At 70.8% G+C, this 19,873-nt stretch carries 17 protein-coding genes and 1 pseudogene; 9 read left to right on the top strand and 9 right to left on the bottom strand.

Annotation, left to right across the window (positions count from 1 at the left end):
• Window positions 1-10: 10 nt before the first annotated feature.
• On the bottom strand, window positions 11-3,286 hold the full coding sequence (locus AB0J69_RS48460; RefSeq protein WP_364132637.1) for an efflux RND transporter permease subunit: 3,276 nt from the start codon (window positions 3,284-3,286) through the stop codon (window positions 11-13).
• Between the two features lie 104 nt (window positions 3,287-3,390).
• Between AB0J69_RS48460 and AB0J69_RS48465 the strand changes: the two genes are divergently transcribed.
• The gene (locus tag AB0J69_RS48465; protein ID WP_364132638.1) at window positions 3,391-3,843 is read left to right on the top strand and encodes a MarR family transcriptional regulator; all 453 of its coding nucleotides are present in this window, start codon (window positions 3,391-3,393) and stop codon (window positions 3,841-3,843) included.
• 88 nt (window positions 3,844-3,931) lie between these two features.
• Here the strand turns inward: AB0J69_RS48465 and AB0J69_RS48470 are convergent, their stop codons facing one another.
• Window positions 3,932-6,220, bottom strand: coding sequence for an ATP-binding domain-containing protein (locus tag AB0J69_RS48470; RefSeq protein ID WP_364132640.1), 2,289 nt, complete (start codon window positions 6,218-6,220; stop codon window positions 3,932-3,934).
• Between the two features lie 417 nt (window positions 6,221-6,637).
• On the opposite strand from AB0J69_RS48470, the gene AB0J69_RS48475 reads away from it, so the two are divergent.
• Window positions 6,638-6,859, top strand: a complete 222-nt coding sequence (locus AB0J69_RS48475) for a hypothetical protein (RefSeq protein WP_364132641.1) — start codon at window positions 6,638-6,640, stop codon at window positions 6,857-6,859.
• Window positions 6,860-6,919: 60 nt separating this feature from the next.
• Here AB0J69_RS48475 and AB0J69_RS48480 read toward each other — a convergent pair whose 3' ends face one another.
• Window positions 6,920-7,951 carry a hypothetical protein gene (locus tag AB0J69_RS48480; protein WP_364132642.1) on the bottom strand — a complete coding sequence of 344 codons (1,032 nt, stop codon included), beginning with the start codon at window positions 7,949-7,951 and terminating at the stop codon, window positions 6,920-6,922.
• A gap of 343 nt (window positions 7,952-8,294) precedes the next feature.
• On the opposite strand from AB0J69_RS48480, the gene AB0J69_RS48485 reads away from it, so the two are divergent.
• Complete coding sequence (locus AB0J69_RS48485) at window positions 8,295-8,993, top strand: alpha/beta fold hydrolase (protein WP_364132643.1); 699 nt, start codon at window positions 8,295-8,297, stop codon at window positions 8,991-8,993.
• Between the two features lie 769 nt (window positions 8,994-9,762).
• Window positions 9,763-10,839 carry an RNA polymerase subunit sigma-70 gene (locus tag AB0J69_RS48490; RefSeq protein ID WP_364132644.1) on the top strand — a complete coding sequence of 359 codons (1,077 nt, stop codon included), beginning with the start codon at window positions 9,763-9,765 and terminating at the stop codon, window positions 10,837-10,839.
• 257 nt (window positions 10,840-11,096) lie between these two features.
• Here AB0J69_RS48490 and AB0J69_RS48495 read toward each other — a convergent pair.
• A pseudogene (locus AB0J69_RS48495) lies at window positions 11,097-11,661 on the bottom strand (dihydrofolate reductase family protein).
• Between the two features lie 586 nt (window positions 11,662-12,247).
• On the opposite strand from AB0J69_RS48495, the gene AB0J69_RS48500 reads away from it, so the two are divergent.
• Both AB0J69_RS48500 and AB0J69_RS48505 read left to right on the top strand, forming a co-directional pair.
• Window positions 12,248-12,733 (top strand): DUF4158 domain-containing protein, encoded by a 486-nt coding sequence (locus AB0J69_RS48500; RefSeq protein WP_364132646.1) that lies wholly within the window; start codon window positions 12,248-12,250, stop codon window positions 12,731-12,733.
• A gap of 11 nt (window positions 12,734-12,744) precedes the next feature.
• Entirely contained in the window at window positions 12,745-13,506 is a 762-nt protein-coding gene (locus AB0J69_RS48505) for an SDR family oxidoreductase (RefSeq protein WP_364132647.1), read from the top strand.
• 160 nt (window positions 13,507-13,666) lie between these two features.
• Here AB0J69_RS48505 and AB0J69_RS48510 read toward each other — a convergent pair whose 3' ends face one another.
• Window positions 13,667-14,137: a pyridoxamine 5'-phosphate oxidase family protein gene (locus AB0J69_RS48510; protein ID WP_364132648.1), complete on the bottom strand. Its 471-nt coding sequence runs from the start codon at window positions 14,135-14,137 to the stop codon at window positions 13,667-13,669.
• A 132-nt stretch (window positions 14,138-14,269) separates the two neighbouring features.
• Between AB0J69_RS48510 and AB0J69_RS48515 the strand changes: the two genes are divergently transcribed.
• Window positions 14,270-14,815: a dihydrofolate reductase family protein gene (locus AB0J69_RS48515; RefSeq protein ID WP_364132649.1), complete on the top strand. Its 546-nt coding sequence runs from the start codon at window positions 14,270-14,272 to the stop codon at window positions 14,813-14,815.
• 286 nt (window positions 14,816-15,101) lie between these two features.
• On the opposite strand, the gene AB0J69_RS48520 is transcribed toward AB0J69_RS48515, so the two are convergent.
• Together AB0J69_RS48520 and AB0J69_RS48525 are read right to left on the bottom strand one after the other, a co-directional pair.
• Window positions 15,102-15,758, bottom strand: a complete 657-nt coding sequence (locus AB0J69_RS48520; protein WP_364132650.1) for a histidine phosphatase family protein — start codon at window positions 15,756-15,758, stop codon at window positions 15,102-15,104.
• 67 nt (window positions 15,759-15,825) lie between these two features.
• Complete coding sequence (locus AB0J69_RS48525) at window positions 15,826-17,073, bottom strand: PEP/pyruvate-binding domain-containing protein (protein ID WP_364132652.1); 1,248 nt, start codon at window positions 17,071-17,073, stop codon at window positions 15,826-15,828.
• A gap of 60 nt (window positions 17,074-17,133) precedes the next feature.
• Here AB0J69_RS48525 and AB0J69_RS48530 point away from each other — a divergent pair, with 60 nt between their 5' ends.
• A complete protein-coding gene (locus AB0J69_RS48530) occupies window positions 17,134-17,526 on the top strand; it encodes a DNA-binding protein (protein ID WP_364132654.1) in 393 nt (130 codons plus the stop codon).
• A complete protein-coding gene (locus AB0J69_RS48535; RefSeq protein WP_364132656.1) occupies window positions 17,523-18,158 on the top strand; it encodes a transcriptional regulator in 636 nt (211 codons plus the stop codon). The genes AB0J69_RS48530 and AB0J69_RS48535 overlap by 4 nt, the downstream gene beginning before the upstream one ends.
• Before the next feature lie 164 nt (window positions 18,159-18,322).
• On the opposite strand, the gene AB0J69_RS48540 is transcribed toward AB0J69_RS48535, so the two are convergent.
• Window positions 18,323-18,994 (bottom strand): DAK2 domain-containing protein, encoded by a 672-nt coding sequence (locus tag AB0J69_RS48540; RefSeq protein ID WP_364132658.1) that lies wholly within the window; start codon window positions 18,992-18,994, stop codon window positions 18,323-18,325.
• The coding region (locus tag AB0J69_RS48545; protein ID WP_364132659.1) for a dihydroxyacetone kinase subunit DhaK at window positions 18,991-19,873 on the bottom strand (883 nt) is incomplete at its 5' end. The genes AB0J69_RS48545 and AB0J69_RS48540, both read right to left, overlap by 4 nt.

Genomic DNA, 19,873 nt, shown 5'->3' on the forward strand with positions numbered 1-19,873 from the left:
TGGGCTGACGTCACTGGGCCGGCGTCAGCACCTTCGCCTCGTGCTTCGGCGCGGCCGGCGTGCGCCGCATCCGCTCCTTGGCCCGCTCCACCATCGTGTACAGCGTCGGCACCAGCACCAGCGTCAGCAGCGTCGAGGAGATCAGACCACCGATCACCACGATCGCCAGCGGCTGCGAGATGAACCCGCCGGACCCGGTCACCCCCAGCGCCATCGGCGTCAGCGCGCAGATCGTGGCCACCGCGGTCATCAGGATCGGCCGCAACCTGCGCCGGCCACCCTCGATCACCGCCTCCACCACACCCATGCCCTGCTCACGGTACTGGTTGATCAGGTCGATCAGCACGATCGCGTTCGTCACCACGATGCCGATCAGCATCAGCATGCCGATCAACGCCGGCACACCCAGCGCCGTGTCCGTGGCCACCAGCAGCCCCACCGCGCCCGTCGCCGCGAACGGCACCGACACCAGCAGGATCACCGGCTGGATGAAGCTGCGGAACGTCGCCACCATGATCAGGAACACGATCGCGATCGCCGCCAGCATCGCCAGCCCCAGATCGGCGAACGCGTCGGCCTGGTCCGCCGACACACCACCGATCTCGTAGGAGGCACCCGAGGCCAGCGTCACCGAGTCCAGCTTCGTCGTCAGCGCCTGCGTCACCGTACCCAGGTCACCCGCGTCGGCCGCCTTGGCCGACACCGTCGCCGACCGCTCGCCGTCGATCCTGGTCACCTGCGTCGGCCCGGCCACCTCACGCACGTCCGCCACCGACGACAGCTTCACCAGCCCACCGGCCGTGGGCAGCTTCAGGTCCTCGATCGCCTTGATGTCGTCCGGCGCGTCCGCGCCACGCAGCACCAGGTCGCTCGCCCGGCCGTCCAGCGTGATCTGGCCCAGCGGCGCCCCGCGGAACGCCTGTGCCACCGCCTGGCCCACCTGCGCCTCCGACAGGCCCCGCTCCGCGGCCTCCTCCCGGTCGACCACGACCTCGACCCGGGGCGCGCTCGTCTCCAGGTTCGACGACAGGTCCCGCAGCCCGGACACCTCGCCCATCGCCGTCTTGACCGCGTCGGTCGCCGTACGCAGCGTCTCGATGTCGGGCGCCCGCACGATCACGTCGATCGTGTCGGAGGCGAACCCGCCACCGCCGGCGCCGCCGACCGTGACCTCTCCGACCCCCGACAGCTTCGCGACCCCGTCGCGCAGCTCCTGCTCGGCCTTGGCGGTGTCGGCGCCGTCCTTCAACGTCACCGAGTACGAGACCCGGTCCGCCCCACCGCCGACGGCACCGCCCTGCATGGCGTTGCCACCGCCCACGTTCACCTGGTACGTCTCCACCGCGTCCATGCCCGACAGCACGCCCTCGACCTGCTTGGCCGCCTTGTCGGTCGTGGCCAGGTCCGTGCCCACCGGCATCCGCTGCGACAACGACAGCGTGTTCTGCCCCGAGGAGTCCAGGAAGTTCGTCTGCAGCCCGCCGGCCAGGCCCATCGTGCCGACGAACACCGCCACCCCGATCAGCACCGTCACCAGCTTGAACCGCGTCGCGAACCGCAGCACCGGCAGATAGGCCCGCTGCAGCGGCGAGCGCAGCTCCTTGGCCTCGGCCTCCTCACGCTGCTTGCGCGCCTGCTCCGGCGTCAGCTCCGGCGTCTTCAGGAACCAGTACGCCAGCACCGGCACCACCGTCAGCGACACCACCAGCGAGGCCAGCAGCGCCACCGTCACCGTGATGGCGAACGGGCTGAACAGCTCGCCCACCATGCCGCCCACCATCGCGATCGGCGCGAACACCGCCACCGTCGTCAGCGTCGAGGCCGTCACCGCGCCCGACACCTCGCGCACCGCCGTCAGGATCGCCTGTAGTCGCGCCTCACCGTAGGCCAGATGCCGCTTGATGTTCTCCAGCACCACGATCGAGTCGTCCACGACCCGGCCCACCGCGATCGTCAGCGCGCCCAGCGTCAGCATGTTGAGCGAGTAGTCACCCGCCCACAGCACGATCAGCGCGATCACCACCGACAGCGGGATCGACACCGCCGTCACCAGCGTCGAGCGCACCGACAGCAGGAACACCAGGATCACCAGCACCGCGAACGCCAGGCCCAGCAGGCCCTCGGTGGTCAGGCTCTCGATCGACTGCTCCACGTACGGCGCCTGGTCGAACACCACCGACACCTGCGTGTCCGAGGAGTCGCCCAGCGCCTTGGTCAGCTCCGGCAGCTTCTCCCGGATCTGGTGCGAGATCGTCACCGCGTTGCCGTCGGGCGTCATCGTCACCGACACGCCCAGGCTCGTCTTCCCGTCCGTACGGGTGATCGTCGTCGAGTCCGCCAGCCCGCGCGTGATGTCCGCGACCTCACCCAGCTTGACCGGCTTGAGCGGCTTCGGCCGCACCAGCTGCGCCTGAGCCTGAGCCTGTTGTGCTTGGGCCTGTTGTGCTTGGGCCTGTTGTGCTTGGGCCTGGGCGGACTGCCCCTGCCCCGGCTGCCCGGTCTGCGGGCGCGCCTGCTGCGGCTGGGACTGCTGCGGGGTCGCCGCCGGCTGGGCGGGCGTCAGGTACAGGTCCTTCAGCTTGTCGACCGAGTCGACCCGCGTGCCCACCTGGACCGTCAGCGACTTGCCGTCCGTGGTCAGCGAGCCCGCCGGGATCGGCGTGCCGTTCGCCTTGAGCACCTCGGGGATCTGCGCCGCCGACACACCCGCCGCCGCCATCTTCTTGGCGTCCGGCTCGATCGTCACGACCTCGTCACGGGTGCCCGTGATCGACGCCTCCCGTACGCCTTCCACGCCCTGCAGCTCCGGCACCATGATCCGGCGCAGCTTGTCGGCCATCGCCCGCTCGTCGCCGCCGTCGCCCACCGCCAGCACCAGCACCGGGATGTCGTCAGTGTTGCCGGCCACCACCTGCGGATCCACGCCGTCGGGCAAGGGCACCCTGCTGATGGCCTGCTGCATCTTGTTCAGCGAGGACTCGATGTCGGTGCCGTACTCGAAGGCCACCTGGATCTGCGCCAGGCCCTCCTTCGAGGTCGAGGTCATCTGCTCCATCCCGGCCAGCCCCTGGAAGGAGTCCTCGATCGGCGCCGTGACCTGGTCCTCGACGATCTCCGGCGAGGCACCCGGATACGGCGCGACCACGAAGGCGCCCGGGAACGACAAAGACGGCAGCAACTGCTGTTTCAACTGCGGGATCGTGAACGCGCCGAACGCGCTGAGCACGACCGCCAGCAAGATCACAAGGCTGCGGTTGACCAAGCTCAACCGGGCGAATGCGGTCATAGGCTCCCCTCCAAGAGTTCGCCCCAGACTAACACTTCGCCTTGTACGAATATTTAGACGACTGAAGCTTTCCTGATAACCTTCTCAGGAAGCGAGAGGTGAGCGTGAGCAACGAACGCGAAGAACTGATCCGCCGGATCGGCGAAACCCAGCGGGGCCTGGCCCGGCTGTTCGCCCAGCACCAATCCCCCCTGTTCAGCTCCAACCTCACCATGCGGCAGCTCAAGGTCATCATGGTCCTGTCCATGAACGGCTCCGTCTCCGGACAGGACCTCGCCCACAACCTCGGAGTCGGCCTCGGCACCGTCACCGGCATCGTCGACCGCCTCGTCGCCCACGGCCTCGTCAGCCGCCACGAGGACCCCCATGACCGCCGCGTCCGCCGCGTCGAGCTCACCCCCAAGGGCACCGCGCTCATCGAAGAGATCAACAACGCCGGCGTGCAGCACTACCAGCGCATCATGGACCACCTCGACACCGAGACCCTGCGCGCCCTCGACCACGTCACCCGCACCATCCGCGCCGTGGCCGACAAGCTCTCCCACGACAACGGCTGACCCACCCGGCCGATTCCCGCCGCTGAAGGTTTTCGCGGCAGGCAGCGGGAAGACTGCATCCACCCGCCGCCTTTACATTGTAGATTCCTTAGGCCAGGCGGGACAGGACCGGCGGCAGCTCGCCCTCGTGCACCACCGTCAGCCGCCGCGTCGCCCGCGTCACCGCCACGTACAGGTCCTGGCCGCCCATCGGCGACTGCTCCAGGATGCCCGCCGGATCCACCACCACGACCGCGTCGAACTCCAGCCCCTTGGCCTGCCCCACCGTCAGCACCACCACCGGCGCGTCCAGGTCCCCCCGCGGGAACAACCGCGCCACCTCCGCGTGCCGGGCGTCCGGCGTCACCACGCCCACCCGGCCCTCACCGCTCCCGCCGGCGACGGCCGCCAGCTCCCGCTCCACCAGCCCCGGCAGCCCGGACACCGGCAGGCGCACCGCCCGCGGCTCCGCCTCGCCCTCACGCACCGACTCCGGCGGCTCCTGGCCCGGCGAGTACGCGCGCAACACGTCCGCCGCCACCCGCATGATCTCCACCGGCGTGCGGTAGTTGACCAGCAGCCGCTCCACCCGCCAGCGGCCCTCCAGATGCGGGTCGAGCACCTCGCCCCACTCACGCGCGCCCGCCGCCGACCCCGTCTGCGCCAGGTCGCCCACCACGGTCAGCGACTTGGCCGGCACCCGCCGCATGATCATCCGCCAGGCCATCGGCGACAACTCCTGCGCCTCGTCCACGATCACGTGACCATAGGCCCACGTACGGTCCGCCACCGCCCGGTCGGCCGTGGTCAGGCCCGCGCCGTCGTCGGCATGCCGCTCGGCCAGCACGTCGGCCCGGTCGAAGACGCCCGCCTCGGCCACGCCCGTCGTCTCCAGCACCTCCCGCGCGAACAACTCCTGCTCGGCCTGCTCCTCCCCGGACAGCCTGGCCCGCACCCGCCGCGCCGAGTCGTCCTCACCCAGCAGCTCGGCCGCCTCGTCCAGCAGCGGCACGTCCCCGTCCGTCCACTCCGCGCCGGCCGGGCGCACCAGCTCCTGCCAGTCCAGCCCCGGCGGCGCCGCCGACCACAACGTCTCCGGCGAGGACAGCAGCTCCGACACCAGCCGCTGCGGCGTCAGCTCCGGCCACAGCCCGTCCACCGCCCGCCGCACCTCCGGCTCGCCCCACAACCGGCCCGAGGCCAGCTCCAGATCCAGCTCGTCCAGATCGCCCTCCAGGTCGAGCGGCTCGATCAGCTCCGGCTCGTCGACGTCCAACTCCTCGATGTGCAGCGACTCCTCCAGCGCCCGCGCCTCCGCCCTGGCCAGCTCCTTGAGCATCTCGGTGACGTACAGCTTGCGGGCCATGTTGTGCGGCAGCCGCACCGCCCGCGCCCGCTCGCGCAACCGCGCGCACGTCTCGTGCGGCACCCGCAGCCGCAGCCCGTCCAGCTCCACCACCAGCTCGCCCTCCGGCACCCGCTGGCGCAGCGCCAGCGCCCCGGCCACCACCTCGGCCATCCGCACGTCGCCCTTGACCACCGCCGTCGCCGGCCGGTCGGCCGCGACCGCCCGCACCCCCGGGAACATCTCACCGACCGTGGTCATCACCACCTGCGTCTCACCCAGCGCCGGCAGCACCTGGCCGATGTACCGCAGGAACATCGGGTTGGGGCCCACCACCAGCACCCCGCGCCGCTCGAGCGTGTCGCGGTGGGTGTAGAGCAGGTACGCCGCCCGGTGCAGCGCCGCGACCGTCTTGCCGGTGCCCGGCCCGCCCTGCACCACCAGCGCCCCCTGCAGCGAGGAGCGGATCACCCGGTCCTGCTCGGTCTGGATGGTGGCCACCACGTCGCCCATCCGCCCCGTACGGCCCCGCCGCAACGCCGCCAGCAGCGCCGCCTCGCCCACCAGCGTGCGCCGGTCCCCCTCGCTCATCCCCTCCAGGTCGAACACCTCGTCGTCGATGCCCACCACCTGACGGTCCTTCAGATGCAGATGCCGGCGCCGCACCAGGCCACCCGGATCGGTGGCCGTGGCCACGTAGAACGGCCGCGCCGCCGGCGCCCGCCAGTCGATCAGCACCGACTCGTGCCCCTCGTCACGCAGCCCGATCCGGCCGATGTACGTGCCGTCCCCCGAGGCGTCGTCGATCCGGCCGAAACACAGGCCCCGCTCGACCGCGTTGAGCTGCGCCAGCCGCCGCGCCTGCTCCGAGGCCAGCGCCTCGCGCTCGACCATCGCCTGCCGCGTCGTTCCCGAGGACCCGCCCCTGGCGTACACCGCACGCAGCGTCTCCCTCGCCCGCTCCCTGGCGACGTCGAGCCTGCCGTAGAGCCACGCCACAGTCCGCTGCTCGCTGTCAAGGGCTTGCGCAAGACCATCTTGACGGTTAGTCATTCCGTGGTATACTCCTATCGGGAGTTCTGTGAAGGCTCAGCTGTTGATATGCGGTGTTCGAGCCTATCCCCGCGCCCGCCCGCGCGCAAACCACCCTCCCCTCACGCGATCAGGTCTGCTCCCACAGGACCGGCCCGCCTCCCGCACCGTGACCAGTCGTGCGAGCGCGCCTTCCTGCCCCCGATGAGCGCGAACACCCGCCCCTCCCACAGCGTCACGGACGGCAGGACGCACGGGCGGGGACGACAGGCCGGAAAGCCGGATGGACCAGCGAAACCGGCCTTCCAGCAGGAGCGGAACGGCGAACCGGTTCGGTGTCACATCTGGTGACGCTGTAGGGGATGACGATCGGCGGCGGCCCCCGTCTTCTCCGGCGGAGTCACTGACCAGCCGATATCTCTACAGGAGAGGTGCCTGATGGCCCTGCCGGTGATGACGGCGGAGCAGCGTGCAAAGGCGTTGGAGAAGGCGGCCGAGGCGCGTACGGCGCGTCGTGCGCTGTTGAGGCAGGGCGCGGGGTTAAATGAGCGGGCGGTCGCGGATAAGCGGCTGTACGCCACGGCGGCCAACGCCGCCCGCCGAGCGGACGGCGTGCTGCCGACGGACCTGGTGGCGCTGCTCGCAGTGCCGGAGGATTAGCGGGTGTCGGAGATGGAGCGCGGCTGCGCCGACCGACGACGACCGGCTGGCTGTCCCTGCTCAGGAAGCAACCGTTTTCTCCGCAACGCATAGGGGCCGAGTCCGGCGCTGGTAGGAGACGGCGGCGATGGCCAGCGCCCAGCCGTATCCACCGAACGCCAATGACGCCGCTCCGCCGATGCCGAACAGGCCGTCGCCCATAATGCCGGCGCCCGCAAGGATTCCGCTTCCGGTGCCGTACAGGGCGAGGGTCGGTGCGACCACCCAGACCGGTGTCAACGGCAGGAACCGGGGCACCCGTCTGCCCGCCAGCCACAGCGTCCAGCGTGGGAAGACCATGCCCCACGGCCGGACGAGTCCCAGCAGCAGGGACACGGCGAGCCCGACGCCGCAGACCCCCGCCAGCACCATGGACCAGGTCGGCCGGAATCCGTTGGGCTCGATTCCGGGGACACCGGCCGCGCCGAGGGCGTGCAGGGTGAGGTAGGGAAGGAAAGCGCAACAGCCGGCATAGGCGATCCGCCTCACCCCGGAGGGCGCCGCGTGCGGCGCGGGATACCGCCGGCCCGATACTTGCGGCGAATGCGCCCGGCCACACCGGGGGCAGACGCCAGCACTACGGCGGACATGCGCCAGGGCGGTGGCCACGAACAGGGCTCCCACGACGGCCAGGCATGACCGCTCGGCGAAGGTCACCCAGTCGCTGTTGCCCTGGCGGTCGGTGACGGTACCAGTCAGGACCAGCTGGATCAGGTTGAGCAGCACCCAGCAGCTACCCGCCAGGGCCAGCACCGCCACGCCCCACACGCCGGCCGACACGGCACGGGCCGGTACTCGCGTGCCCCAGGGACGTACGGTGGCGGCCGCGACCACGGATCCGATGAGCAGCACGGCCGCGCCCGGCCACGTGACGTCGGGCATGCCGAGGTCCGTGACGCCGAGGAACGAGCGATACCCGATGAGCGCGGCCGCCAGCAGCACGCAGCCGTACACGGCGGCAGCTCCGCTCGCGGCGCTCCCCGCCCACGACGCCCACCGCTGCCACCATCCGATCGATGGCGCGACCGCGTGGTCATCGAAACGTCGCCTCACAGGGACCTCCGCGGGCTGGAGAAGAAGACCTTGGAAGCCTGCTGCACCGCACCTTTGATTTCGCTGAGGAACGCTGAGGACTTTCTCAGGCACTTCGAGCACCGGATACCGCGGCCGGCCACCTGCTCGCCTTCCGGATCACGGCTGTGGTCAACGTCGCGCCAGAGCCTCATGATCCCCTCTGAGCTGCGGCGTTCTCCTGATGCTTTTCTTGTCTGCCCCCGCTTGGGGGAACTGGGGTCACGTTCGGGAGAAGCCCCCCGGAGCCCCGACGGCTCGCTAGGGCGCGTAGCGAAAGTGTTCAGGGCGGGCGGTTGTCAGGCTGCTCCCTTACGGTGCAGCCATGGCGAATTTCGTACTGGTTGCAGGCGCGCGGCTCGGAGCATGGGCATGGGACGAGGTGGTGCCGTATCTGCGCGCCGCCGGCCAGGGCGCTCACCCGTTGACGCTGTCCGGTCTTGCCGACAAGCGCGGTGTGCCGGCTGGGCAGCAGACCCACGTCCAGGACATAGTTGACGAGGTCGAAGGCCAGGATCTGCGCGAGGTTGTCCTCGTGGGCCACAGCTACTCGGGCATCCCGGTCGGTCAGGCCGCGGAGCGGATCGGTGACCGGCTGGCCCACGTGGTCTTCGTCGATTCCAGCGTTCCGGCCGATGGCAAGGCGTTCGTCTCCGCCTGGCCGGACGGTGGGGCGATGGTGAAGGCATCGATCGCCGAGAACGGAGGATTCTGGCCGCTCGTGGCCGCAGCCCACTACGACGGCCAGGGCCTCACCAATGAGCAGATCACACGGATCGTGGCCGGCTCGACGCCGCACCCGGGCGCCACCCTGACCGAGCCCGCCGTGCTGGCACGTCCACTTGACGAACTCCCGGCGACGTACATCCAATGCCTGCTCGACTCAGCCGAGCCGAGCGACGACGTGGCCAAGCTGCTGACCAGCGAGCACTGGCGGCTGGTCGAGATGCACACCGGCCACTGGCCGATGTTCTCCCAGCCGCGCGAACTGGCGCAGATCCTCCTGGAAGCAGCCGGGGAGTGACCGCAGGCCCATGCTTGCGGGCTCCTTTGGGGCGTGCGTCGCGTGCGCTGGTCACAGCCACTCGTTGGTGGCTGCGACGAGGACAGCGGCCTCGTAACGGACGGTAGTTTCTCGTAGCGGGTGACTACCGCCCGGTCTCTTGAGCCGGTTGATCCCACATTCGGCTGCGAGGCGCTCGCGGTAGCCGGTCTTGTCGAACTTCCGCGGCCGACCGCTGCGAGAGCCGAGCTTCTTGCGATTGCGGGCCTGGTCGGCCTTGTCCGGACGCAGATCGTTGCAAGTGCCCCGGTGGCATGCCGGTGGGCGCGGCAGACGGACAGTACGAGCCCGTCATCGGCTCCGACCATCTGGCTGACAGTCTTGCGATACATCGTCCACATCACCTGGGGGCAACCTGTGCTGCGTGCAGCCCTTCCGCTCTCAGCAACAGCATGACCGTCTGCAAGTACATCCCTGCGTCCCCCCACTGTCCGGGCCCCATCATCCGGTCGAGGTAGCAGAACAGTACGACTGGCGCCCCGAACGCCTCCGAGTTCAAGGCGGCGATCTTTGTGGGCCTGTTGGGGTCGTCACGCTCGATTCCAGCGCTTCGTGCCGCTGAGCGGCTGCGGCGGAAAAGCGATCCAGATACGGCGAGAGCACGTCCCTGGATCGGCCCCGACCCATCCGGCCTGGCGAACGGCCCGGTGTCAGCGGCTTCACCGATCAGAAATCCTCCGCCACGTCGTCAGCTCTGTTAGCCCTTGCACCGGTGGAAGGATTGATGACCATGACCGACACCAGACCGCTGGGCGCCGACGAGGCCACGTTCATCGCGGCGGTCCGCTCAGGCGACACGGCGCGGTTCGCACTCATCACGGAGCGCCACCGGCGTGAGCTGCAGGTGCATTGCTACCGGATGCTCGCGAACTACGAGGACGCCCAGGACCTGACGCAGGAGACGTTCCTGCGAGCGTGGAACAAGCGGGAGTCGTTCAAGGGTCACGCGACCCTGCGGACCTGGCTGTACCGGATCGCGACGAACGCCTGCCTCGACTTCCTGGAGAAGCGCAACGACCGCACACCCGTCCCGTCCGAGCTGCCGGACCCCGCCTCCGAGATGCTGTACCTGCAGCCCTACCCCGACCGGATGCTCCCCGAGGACCCGCAGGAATCGGTGGTGGCGCGGGAAACGATCGAGCTGGCGTTCATCGTCGCCGTCCAGCACCTGCCGCCGCGGCAGCGGGCGGCGTTCATCCTGCGCGACGTCCTCGGCTGGCCGGCATCGAAGGCCGCCGACGCCCTCGAGCTGACCGTCGCATCGGTGACCAGCGCACTGCAGCGGGCCCGTGTGACGATGCGCGAGCAGCTGCCCGACCGCCGCCTCGACTGGCGGAGCCCCGCCACCCACGAGCTGTCGAATGACGAGCGGAGCGTGGTGAAGTCGTATATCGACGCCCATGAGCGCAACGACCTGGACGGGCTGACGTCCCTGCTGCGCGACGACCTGCGCTTCGCGATGCTGCCCGAGCCGGGAACCTCGGTCATCACGGCCAAGGACGCGGTGGACGGCTGGGTCTCCGGCGGGCTCTTCCAGCGCGGCTACGACGACTGGCGCTGCATCACCACGACGGTCAACCGCATGCCTGCCGCCGTGCTGTACCTCCGCACCTCCGACGACCCGGAGTACCGGCTATTCAACATCGCGGTCCTGGACATCGTCGACGGGAAGATCGCCGAGCTCACCGGGTTCGACGCCACCGACAAACCATGGCTGGGCCTGCCCCCGACACTGTCATCAGACAAAAGCCCCATCGTCGACGAGTCCAGCGCACGGGCCGCCGTCACCGAAGTCACCGCGGAATGAGCACCCCGACCAGCTGAACACCAACGCGGTAACGCCAACCCCACCGCCCCGCCGGCGTTGCCGGCGGGGCGTCTTCATGCCCGAAGAACGTCGTCACGATCAACGACGCCGTTGTCCCTCATCTCCAGCAAGTCGGTCAACAGCTCACTCGGAACGCAAGGAAGGACCCGGGGAAGGTTCCCTCATAGCCGAGGGTCACGGTGAGCACGCCAGGAAGGATTCAACCTGGCCTCACGAGCCGAGCATCTGGCCCGTGCTCATCGCCTCGTCTCGTATCGGGTCAGCACCACGCCGCCGGGAAACGTCCGCGCCTCCACGAGGTTCAGGTTCTCCCAGCTGTCCGGGGCCGTGAAGAACGGCGTGCCGCCGCCGAGCAAGGCCGGTGCGGTGACCAGCACGTACTCGTCGATCAGCCCGGCCCGCATGGCCGCTGCGGCAAGTGTGGCGCCGCCGATGTCCATGGGGCCGCCGTCTTCGGCCTTGAGCCGGGTGATCTCGGTGACCGCGTCGCCGGTGACCAGGCGGGTGTTCCAGTCGGCCTTGTCGGTCGTCGAGGAGAACACCCCCTTCGGCATGTCCCGCCAGCGGCGGGCGTACTCGATCTCCGCCGGGGTAGCGCCAGGCTGCTGGTCGGCGGTCGGCCAGTGGGAGCTCATCGTCTCCCACAGTTTGCGCCCCGTACAGCGCCAGGCCGGTGGCCCCCACCCGGTCGGACCACCACTGGAACAGCTCGTCGCTCGGCACGCTCCAGCCGAGGTCGTCGCCGGGCGCGGCGATGCAGCCGTCCAGGCTCAGGTTCATGCCGAAGATCAGTTTCCGCATCGTGCCAGCCTCCTGTGAGTCGATCTCACACGTACAGACGGGCACGGCGCGGAACACCTAATCGGTGCGCGATCTGCGCCCGCAGGTAGTCCTCTGCTCATGCTGATGGCCAAATCCCGGCACAAGAAGCCGGAGAACCTGCGGCGTTACTTCAAGCCCCTCCCCGGACGCCATCGCGGACCTCACCAGCCTGCTCGCCCCTCGGACCAGCGGCTAACCTGCCTCGAACCGCTCAACCAAGATCGCGCCTGTGGGTTTGGGCGTACCTTGGCTGGACCCTTCTCGTCCTGTTCGATCAGCCGTACCGGGCGCCCGCTGATCCGAATCAGGCCTGGCCGAGACCGTTCCGGCTACGCGCCGGACTATCTCACGGTCGGCCCGGCCGCCCGACGAACGGGCTACGGGGGGCTGATGACGGTGAGCATCGCCCGCCGACGGCGGTGATCTCGCACATCCGGCCGACCGCGTCATGTGCTGGACCACGTGATCACGGCCGCCGTGAGACTGACCCAAGGCACCACGTGATCGGTCATGTTGATCATCTGACTGGCCGCTGCTGATATCCGAGGGCGCCCCCACCGCCGCCGTGCGAGGTGAGGGCGCCCTCGCACGCCTGGAGGCCCCTATACCGGCCAGTTTCCTGTCCGCCGAGCAACGCAGCCGATACGGCGTCTTCAACGCCGTCCCCGACATCGCCCAGCTGGGCGCCTTCTTCCACCTGAATGGCGATGACCGGCGCCGGGCGATGGCCGCCAACGGCACTCGCACCCAGCTCGGCTGGTCCGTGCAACTGGGCACCGCACGGTTCTTAAACTGCTTCCTGGACGATCCCGAGGACGTTCCCACCGCGGTGGTCGACTACGTCGCCGAGCAGCTCGGCCTGCAAGCCGCCGACGCCACACCCTCAGAATCCGCCATCGGGCAAGACTGGCCTGGTCAGACCCGCAGTGGCAACAGATGTGACACCAATCCCGGTTCGCCGTTCCACTCCTACGGGCAGGCCAAACCCTCCACGCCATGCCCGGAACCGAAGCCCCGACCCTCTGGGTCCCGGGAGCCGCGCGGCTGCTAGCTTGACCGTCCATGTCGGACTATCTGCGGGAGCTGTTCTCCCTTCACGGCCGGCGCGCGCTGGTGACCGGCGGCAGCTCCGGAATCGGGTACGCCATCGCCGAGGCCATCGGGCGCGCCGGGGCCGAGGTCGTGCTGGTCGCCCGCCGGCCGGCCGAACTGGAGCAGGCCGCCACCCGGCTGCGCGGGCACGGCGTCACCGCCTCCTGGATCAGCGCCGACCTCGGTGACCGCGGCGACGTCCAGCGCGTCTGCGACACCACCGGCGACATCGACATCCTGGTCAACGACGCCGGCAACAACATCCGCAAGCCGATGGCCGACCTCACCCCCGACGACTACGAACGCACCCTCGCCGTCAACCTCACCGCCCCCTACCTGCTCGGCCAGCACTACGGGCCGAAGATGGCCGGTCGCGGCTGGGGACGCATCATCAACATCGGCTCCCAGCAGTCCATCAGCGCCTTCGGCAACAGCGGCGTCTACGGTGCCGCCAAGGCCGCCCTCGCCGGCCTGACCCGCTCCCAGGCCGAGGCCTGGTCGGCCGACGGGGTGTGCGTCAACACGATCATCCCCGGCTTCGTGCTGACCCCGCTCACCGAGCCCACCAAGGCCATCCCCGGCCGCGTCGAAGCCCTCGCCGCCCGCCACATGATCGGCCGCAACGGCCTCCCGCAGGACTTCGCGGGCGCCGCCGTGTTCCTGGCAGGCGACGCCTCCGCGTTCGTCACCGGCCAGATGCTCTTCGTCGACGGCGGCTTCTCCGTCCACTGACCCCGCACCGGCCCGGTCGATCCCGGGCCGGTCGAGCAGGCGGACGACACCCGCCTCCTCCTCGTCCCACGCTGTCCTGAACGGCGACCCGCGACTGTCGGCAGGATTGTGGGTCGTCGCGGGAGGGTGTTGCACGTCGCCGGCGCCTTTACGTTGTAGATCACTTACGGCGGAACTGCCGCACTCCCACCCCTTCGCGCCAGCCGTCGATGACGATCTCGTCGCCCTCCACCCTGGTCCACGCCACCTCGGTCAGCTCGATCCGGAACAGGTGCGAGCCCGGACCGGGCATCCCGTACGACGCCAGCACCGCCGCATCGGTGATCTCCACCGCCCGCCCGGCCAGCTTCAGGTCGCCCTCCCAGGTGGACGGATCCTCCCCTTCGGGATCGCGGGAGGTCACGTGGATCGCCATCCGCGGATCCCGCAGCAGGTCGGCCGCCTTGACCGCCTGCGACATCGACCCGATCCACAGCTCGCCGTCCTTGAAGCTCGTCTCGACGCCGCTCACCCGCGGCGAGCCGTCCTTGCGCACGGTCGCCAGGACCTTGTGCCTGTAGGCGTCCATCAGCCGCCGCGCGACCTGGGCCAGCTCCGGCGCCTGCCGATCGAACTCTTGCCATGAAGCCATGGCCCCCATCATGGACGCCGCCGCCGACAGATTCCACGCACCGCTCCACGCGTTCTTGAACACCGGTTTACAAACCGGGGCATGTCTCGGTACGTTTGTAAACGAAGACTCATTTATAAATGGAGGGTGCGCATGTACGCAGACCGGCCGTTCAAGTCAGCGGTGTTCATCGGCATCAGCCTGGACGGGTTCATCGCCCGCGAGGACGGCGACCTCGGCTGGCTCACCAGCAGGGGCGAGGCCGCCGGGGGGGACCTGGGCTACGACGAGTTCATCAGCGGCATCGACGCCGTCGTCATGGGGCGGGGCACGTACGAGCCGGGCCTCACCTACGACCCGTGGCCGCACGAGGGCCGGCACACCGCCGTCCTGAGCACCACCCTGGAGGCCGGCGCCGACCCGCGCGTCACCGTCTACCGCGACCTCGACACGCTCGTGCGCGGGCTGGCCGAACGCGGGACCAAGAGCGTGTACGTCGACGGCGGGCAGGTCATCCGCACTTTCCTGCGCGCGGGGCTGATCGACGAGATCACCCTCACCACGGTGCCGGTGCTGATCGGGACGGGGCTGCCGCTGTTCGGCCCGGCCGGCCGGGATGTCCCGCTCACGCATCTGTCGACCAAGGTGTTCGGGGCCGGGGTCGTGCAGTCCGCGTACGCGGTCGAACATCCGGCCTGACCAGGGCGAAGTCCTTGTGACAACCCGGTGTGATCACGGTACGAGGAACCGGGCAGGAGCCGGGCACTGACTCCCGCTTCCCGACCGCCATCCCGTCGGCGCCGAGATCCAGCGCCTTCGAGGGCTGATCCCCTCCTCCTCCCTGCAGCCGATCACGGCAGGCAGTGGTGAGGCGGCACGGTGCGCCCACCGGTGAGCGTGGAGGTTACGGCGAGCACGCGGGCTCGGTCAGCGGCACGTGGCCGGGGAGTGCGTACGGACGGCGGGAGCGACAGCGGGAGCCGCCTCACGGCCTCAGGACTTCCGGGAACCCGGTCCAGCGCAGGCCGGGCGGGAGGTGGCTCATGTCGTTGAACATCACGATCGTGGGCGGCAGGCCGTTGCGGTACTCGATGACCGTCAGCGCGGTGTTGGCGCTGTTCAGCCCGAGCCACCGGGACGGCGGCGCGTCCAGCGCGTGCCGCACCAGCCACGCGATCGGATAGGCGTGCGTCACCAGGACCTCGTGCGTGTCGGGCACGGTCCCGTTCGAGGTCTGGTCGGGGACCTTGGCGAACCGGGCGACCAGGGCCTCGGCAAGCCTCTGGCCCGAGGCCGCCTCGGCGGCGTCGTAGCCGTCGAAGAAGCCGGCCCAGGACGGGGGTGTCTCGGCCGCAGCGGGAACGTAGGGCACGTGGTCGACGAGTTCGGCGGCCTCGATCACGGGCACGTCCGGCAGATGCCGGGCGAGTTCGTGCGCGCTGGCCACGGCGCGGGGCAGCGGAGAGTGCCACACGGTGTCGACCGGTACGCCGGTGAGCCGTTCGCCCAGCAGGCTCGCCTGCCGGTGTCCGATGTCGGTGAGTTCCCCGAACGCGTCGGCCGCGCCGTGGCGTGCCAGGTAGAGGTGTCGAGTTGCCATGAGCAGCGAGGGGCGCGGTGCCCGGGCGGGCCCGCTTCCCATCTCCTTTCGATCCGCAGGTGTGGGGGCGGCGCCTGGCCTGACACGACCGAGGCGGCGGGTCGGCCGGTCACGCGTTCGCCGCCGTGACGGTGCCGGTGGTGCCGTCGACGGTGATGACGGTGCCGTCGTGGAGTCGGTCCGTCGCGTTCGCGACACCGAGGACGGCGGGGATGGCGTGCTCCCGGGCGACGATCGCGGCGTGGGAGAGCACGCCTCCGGTTTCGGTGACGACGCCGGCGGCGATGCGCAGCAGCGGCGTCCAGGCGGGATCGGTGAAGGGGCACACCAGGATGTCGCCCGGGCGCACGCGCGCGAAGTCGCCGGGACCGCGGACGATCCTCGCGGTGCCGGTCACGGTCCCGCGGCTGCCTGGTGTTCCGGTGAGAGCCGCTGTCGAGGGGCCCGGGAGGCCGACAGGCGATGCCGGCGGTGGGAGCGCGGCGGTGACCGGCCGTGCTTGCAGCACCCAGGTACGGCCGTCGGCGATCGCCCACTCGATGTCCTGCGGTCCACCGAACACGGCGGCGATCTCTTCCCCCAGCTTGGCGAGCTGTGTGGCGGTCGCGTCGTCGATCGTCGGCCGGTCCCGGGCGAGGATGGGCACGTCGCGCGTGACGAGTCGCCTGCCGCGCCGGTCAAGGCGGGTCCGTTTGTCGGCGATGGTACGTGTGACCGAACCGTCCTTGGCGACCCGGTAAGCGTCAGGGGTGACCGTGCCCCCGACGATGCTGGGGCCGAGGCCCCAGGACGCCTCGATCTCGGTCGCGCCGCTCGGGTCCGCGGGTGTGAACATGACCCCGGACGCCTTGGCGTCCAGATGGCGCTGGACGATGACGGCCATCGCGAGATCGTCGAACGGCCGGCCGTCGCGCCCGGAGGCGCCACGGTAGCCGACGGCACGGGGGGAGAACAGCGAGGCCCAGCAGGCACGTACGGCCTCGGCGACCTCGCCGGCTCCGTGCACGGCGAGGAAGCTCTCGTGCTGACCGGCCGCCGACGCCTGGCCCGTGTCCTCGTCCGCTGCCGAAGACCTCACCGCCACGGGCGGATCGCCGAGCTCGTGGAGTGCGCGTTCCAGCGCGCCGAGCACGGCGGCGTGGACCGGGCGGGCCTCGATCGCCTGCCGCGTCGCCTCAGGATCGTCCGACTCGCCGGCGGGCCGACCGAGGTCCAGGTCGCGGACCGCATCGAGGTAGGCGGCGAACGGGACGACGAAGCCGTCAGGCACCGGCAGACCCGCACGGAGCAACGCGCCGAGCGCGCCGGCCTTGCCCCCGCACGTATCGGCGGCAGCCTCCGCCAAGGATACGATCACCCGCTCCCGCCTTTCAATAGTTTGTTGACAACATTTTATTGATTGTCCATCATGAGTCGCATGCCACGCAACCCGGACACCGACCACATGCACGCCGACCACGTCCAGGCCCAACGCGAGCAGGACGCGCGCGAGCACCTCCTGACCCTGGGCGCGGACGCGCTCGAAGCCCGCCCGTGGCGGCCCCCGCCCGTCCCGCCATCAGCGGTCGACCTCGTGCACTTCGCCGTCTGGCGCCACGCCGACCTGGCCCCGGAGGACATCTTGCGCGCGCTCGCCCTCCTGCCCGCCGCCCGCGCCGAGGTCGAAGGACTCGAATCCGCCCTGCTGTTCACGGCCCGGAGCGCAGGGCTCACCTGGGCACAGATGGCGCACGCGATGGGGTTCAACTCCCCGCAGGCGTGCCAGCAGCACTGCAACCGGCTTGCCGCACGACAGGACTCCGGCTCGTGACCCGGGAATCCCCCTCCGACCTGCTGATCCTGCACGCCGTGCGCATCTCCGGGTACGCGGACACCCCGGCGATCGCTCATCGGTACGGGCTCGACGAGACCGAGACGAAACAGGTGCTGCGCGACGGCCAGGCGCGCGGCTGGGTCGAGCACACCGCCTTCGCCGGCACCGGAGGCTGGTCGCTGACCGAATCGGGCCGGGCCGAGAACGAGCGCCGGCTGGCGGCCGAGCTCGCCCGCGTCGGCGGCGCCGAGGAGGTCCGTGGCGTCTACCGCGAGTTCCTCCCGCTGAACGCCCTCCTGCTACGCGCCTGCACCGACTGGCAGCTCCGGCCCACCGCCGGGGATCGGCTCGCCGTCAACGACCACTCCGATCCCGCGTGGGACGCCCGGATCCTCGACGAGCTCGCCGGCATCGACCGCGCGCTCACGCCACTCGCAGGCCGGCTCGGAGACGTCCTGACACGGTTCCGCGGATACGACACCCGCTTCACCACAGCCCTGGCCCGCGCCCGAGCCGGGGAGGGCGCCTGGGTCGACCGCACCGACGTCGACTCCTGCCATCGTGTCTGGTTCGAGCTCCACGAAGACCTCATCGCCACGCTCGGCATCGACCGGCACGCGGAGCCCTGACCCACCCACGACGGCCCGCCGGGCGGGCGCCACCGGCCACCTCGCTCCGTCAGCGCCCCGGAACCGGCGAAGGCGGCCATGGCTCCGGCCTCACCAGGGGTCCGCACCCGGCGCGTCCGGATCCGGTACGGCTCTCGGGGCGCTGGTCGGAGCCGCCCGGTTGCTCAGCGCGCCCCCGGGAGGGCGTCTCCCTCGGGGTCGCGCACCGAGGCCAGGGCCTGGAACAGGAGTGCCACCCCGATCGCGCCGGGGTCGGGCAGGCCGCGGGCCCGGTCCCCGACGTAGCTGGCGCGGCCGCGGCGGGCGCGCAGGCCGGCCGTGCCGCGCGCCCCCTCGGTGGCGGCCCGTGCCGCCGCCGCGAAGCCTGCCCCGCGTTCCAGCTCGGACACCGCGGGAGCCAGGGCGTCCACCAGCGTACGGTCGCCGACCTCGGCCTCCCCCACCCGCTGGATGGCGGCCAGACCGGCGGCGGTCCCGGCCGCCCAGCCCGTCTGCGGGTCACGGTCGAGCGTGCGGGCGATCTCGGTGAACAGCAGCCCGAACAGCGGCCCGCTGGTCCCGCCGACCTCGTCGAGGAAGACCCGGCCCGCCACGGCGAACCCCTCCCCGGCCGCACCGGAGCCGCGTGCAGTGGCGCCGGTGCCGTCCGCGGTCGTACCGGGCGCGTCTGGACGGCCGGCGGTGTCCAGTTCGGCCAGGACGCGTTGGAGGCCGGAGCGGAGGTTGTCGCCGAAGTCGCCGTCGCCGCTGGCCTGGTCGAGGCGGGTCAGCTCGGCGTGGGCGGCCGACACGGCCTCGGCGAAGCGGCGCAGGACCGGGGCGGCGGTCGCGGTCATCGTGCCTCCTGGGAGGGGAACGCGGGTGTCCGGGCGGGCGCGCGCCACCAGGTACGCCACCCGTCGTGCAGGCGGGTCAGGGTGAGGGAGAAGCCGGCCATGTCGAGCGCGGGGACGAACGTGCCCACCAGCGACTCGCCCACCACCAGGCCGCGTCCCTCCAGGTCGCCGGCCACCTGCTCGAAGATCCCGTACAGCTCGAGCTGGGTGGTCGCGCCGAGCCCGTTGACCAGGACCAGCAGCTCGTCGGGGCCGGGCGGCAGGCCGGTGAGGAGCTCGTCCAGCATGCGCGCCAGCAGGTCCGGCAGCGGCGGCCGCGCGATCGTGCGGGCGGCGCGCTCGCCGTGGATGCCGACGCCGTACTCCAGCTCGCCCGGCCCCAGCTCGAAGGCCGGTGCGGAGGTGTGCGGGGAGGTCTGGGCGCGGGAGGCGACGGCGAGGCTGCGGGAGGCGGCCGCGACGGCGGTGCCCAGCTCGGTCAGCTCGGCCAGGCCGCGGCCCTCGTCGGCGGCGGCGCCCAGGACCTTCTCCACCACGACGGTGGCGCCGGTGCCGCGCCGCCCGGTCGCGCTCCGGGTGTCGTCGGTGGCCAGGTCGTCGTCCACGAGGACGCGACCCACCTCGATGCCTTCGTGGCGCAGCCGTTCGGCGGCGATGCCGAAGTTGATGCGGTCTCCGGTGTAGTTCTTGACCACGTGGAGCACGCCGCCCGGCCCGGCGGCGGCCAGGCTCGCCTGGAGGATCTGCCGGTTGTGCGGGGAGGCGAACACCTGGCCGGGGGCGACCGCGTCCAGCATGCCGCGGCCGAGGAAGCCGGCGTGCAGGGGCTCGTGGCCGGAGCCGCCGCCCGAGACCAGGCCGACGGCGCGGCGCGGGTCG

The organism is Nonomuraea sp. NPDC049709 (genome assembly GCF_040674815.1).
In the GTDB taxonomy this organism is placed as follows: domain Bacteria; phylum Actinomycetota; class Actinomycetes; order Streptosporangiales; family Streptosporangiaceae; genus Nonomuraea.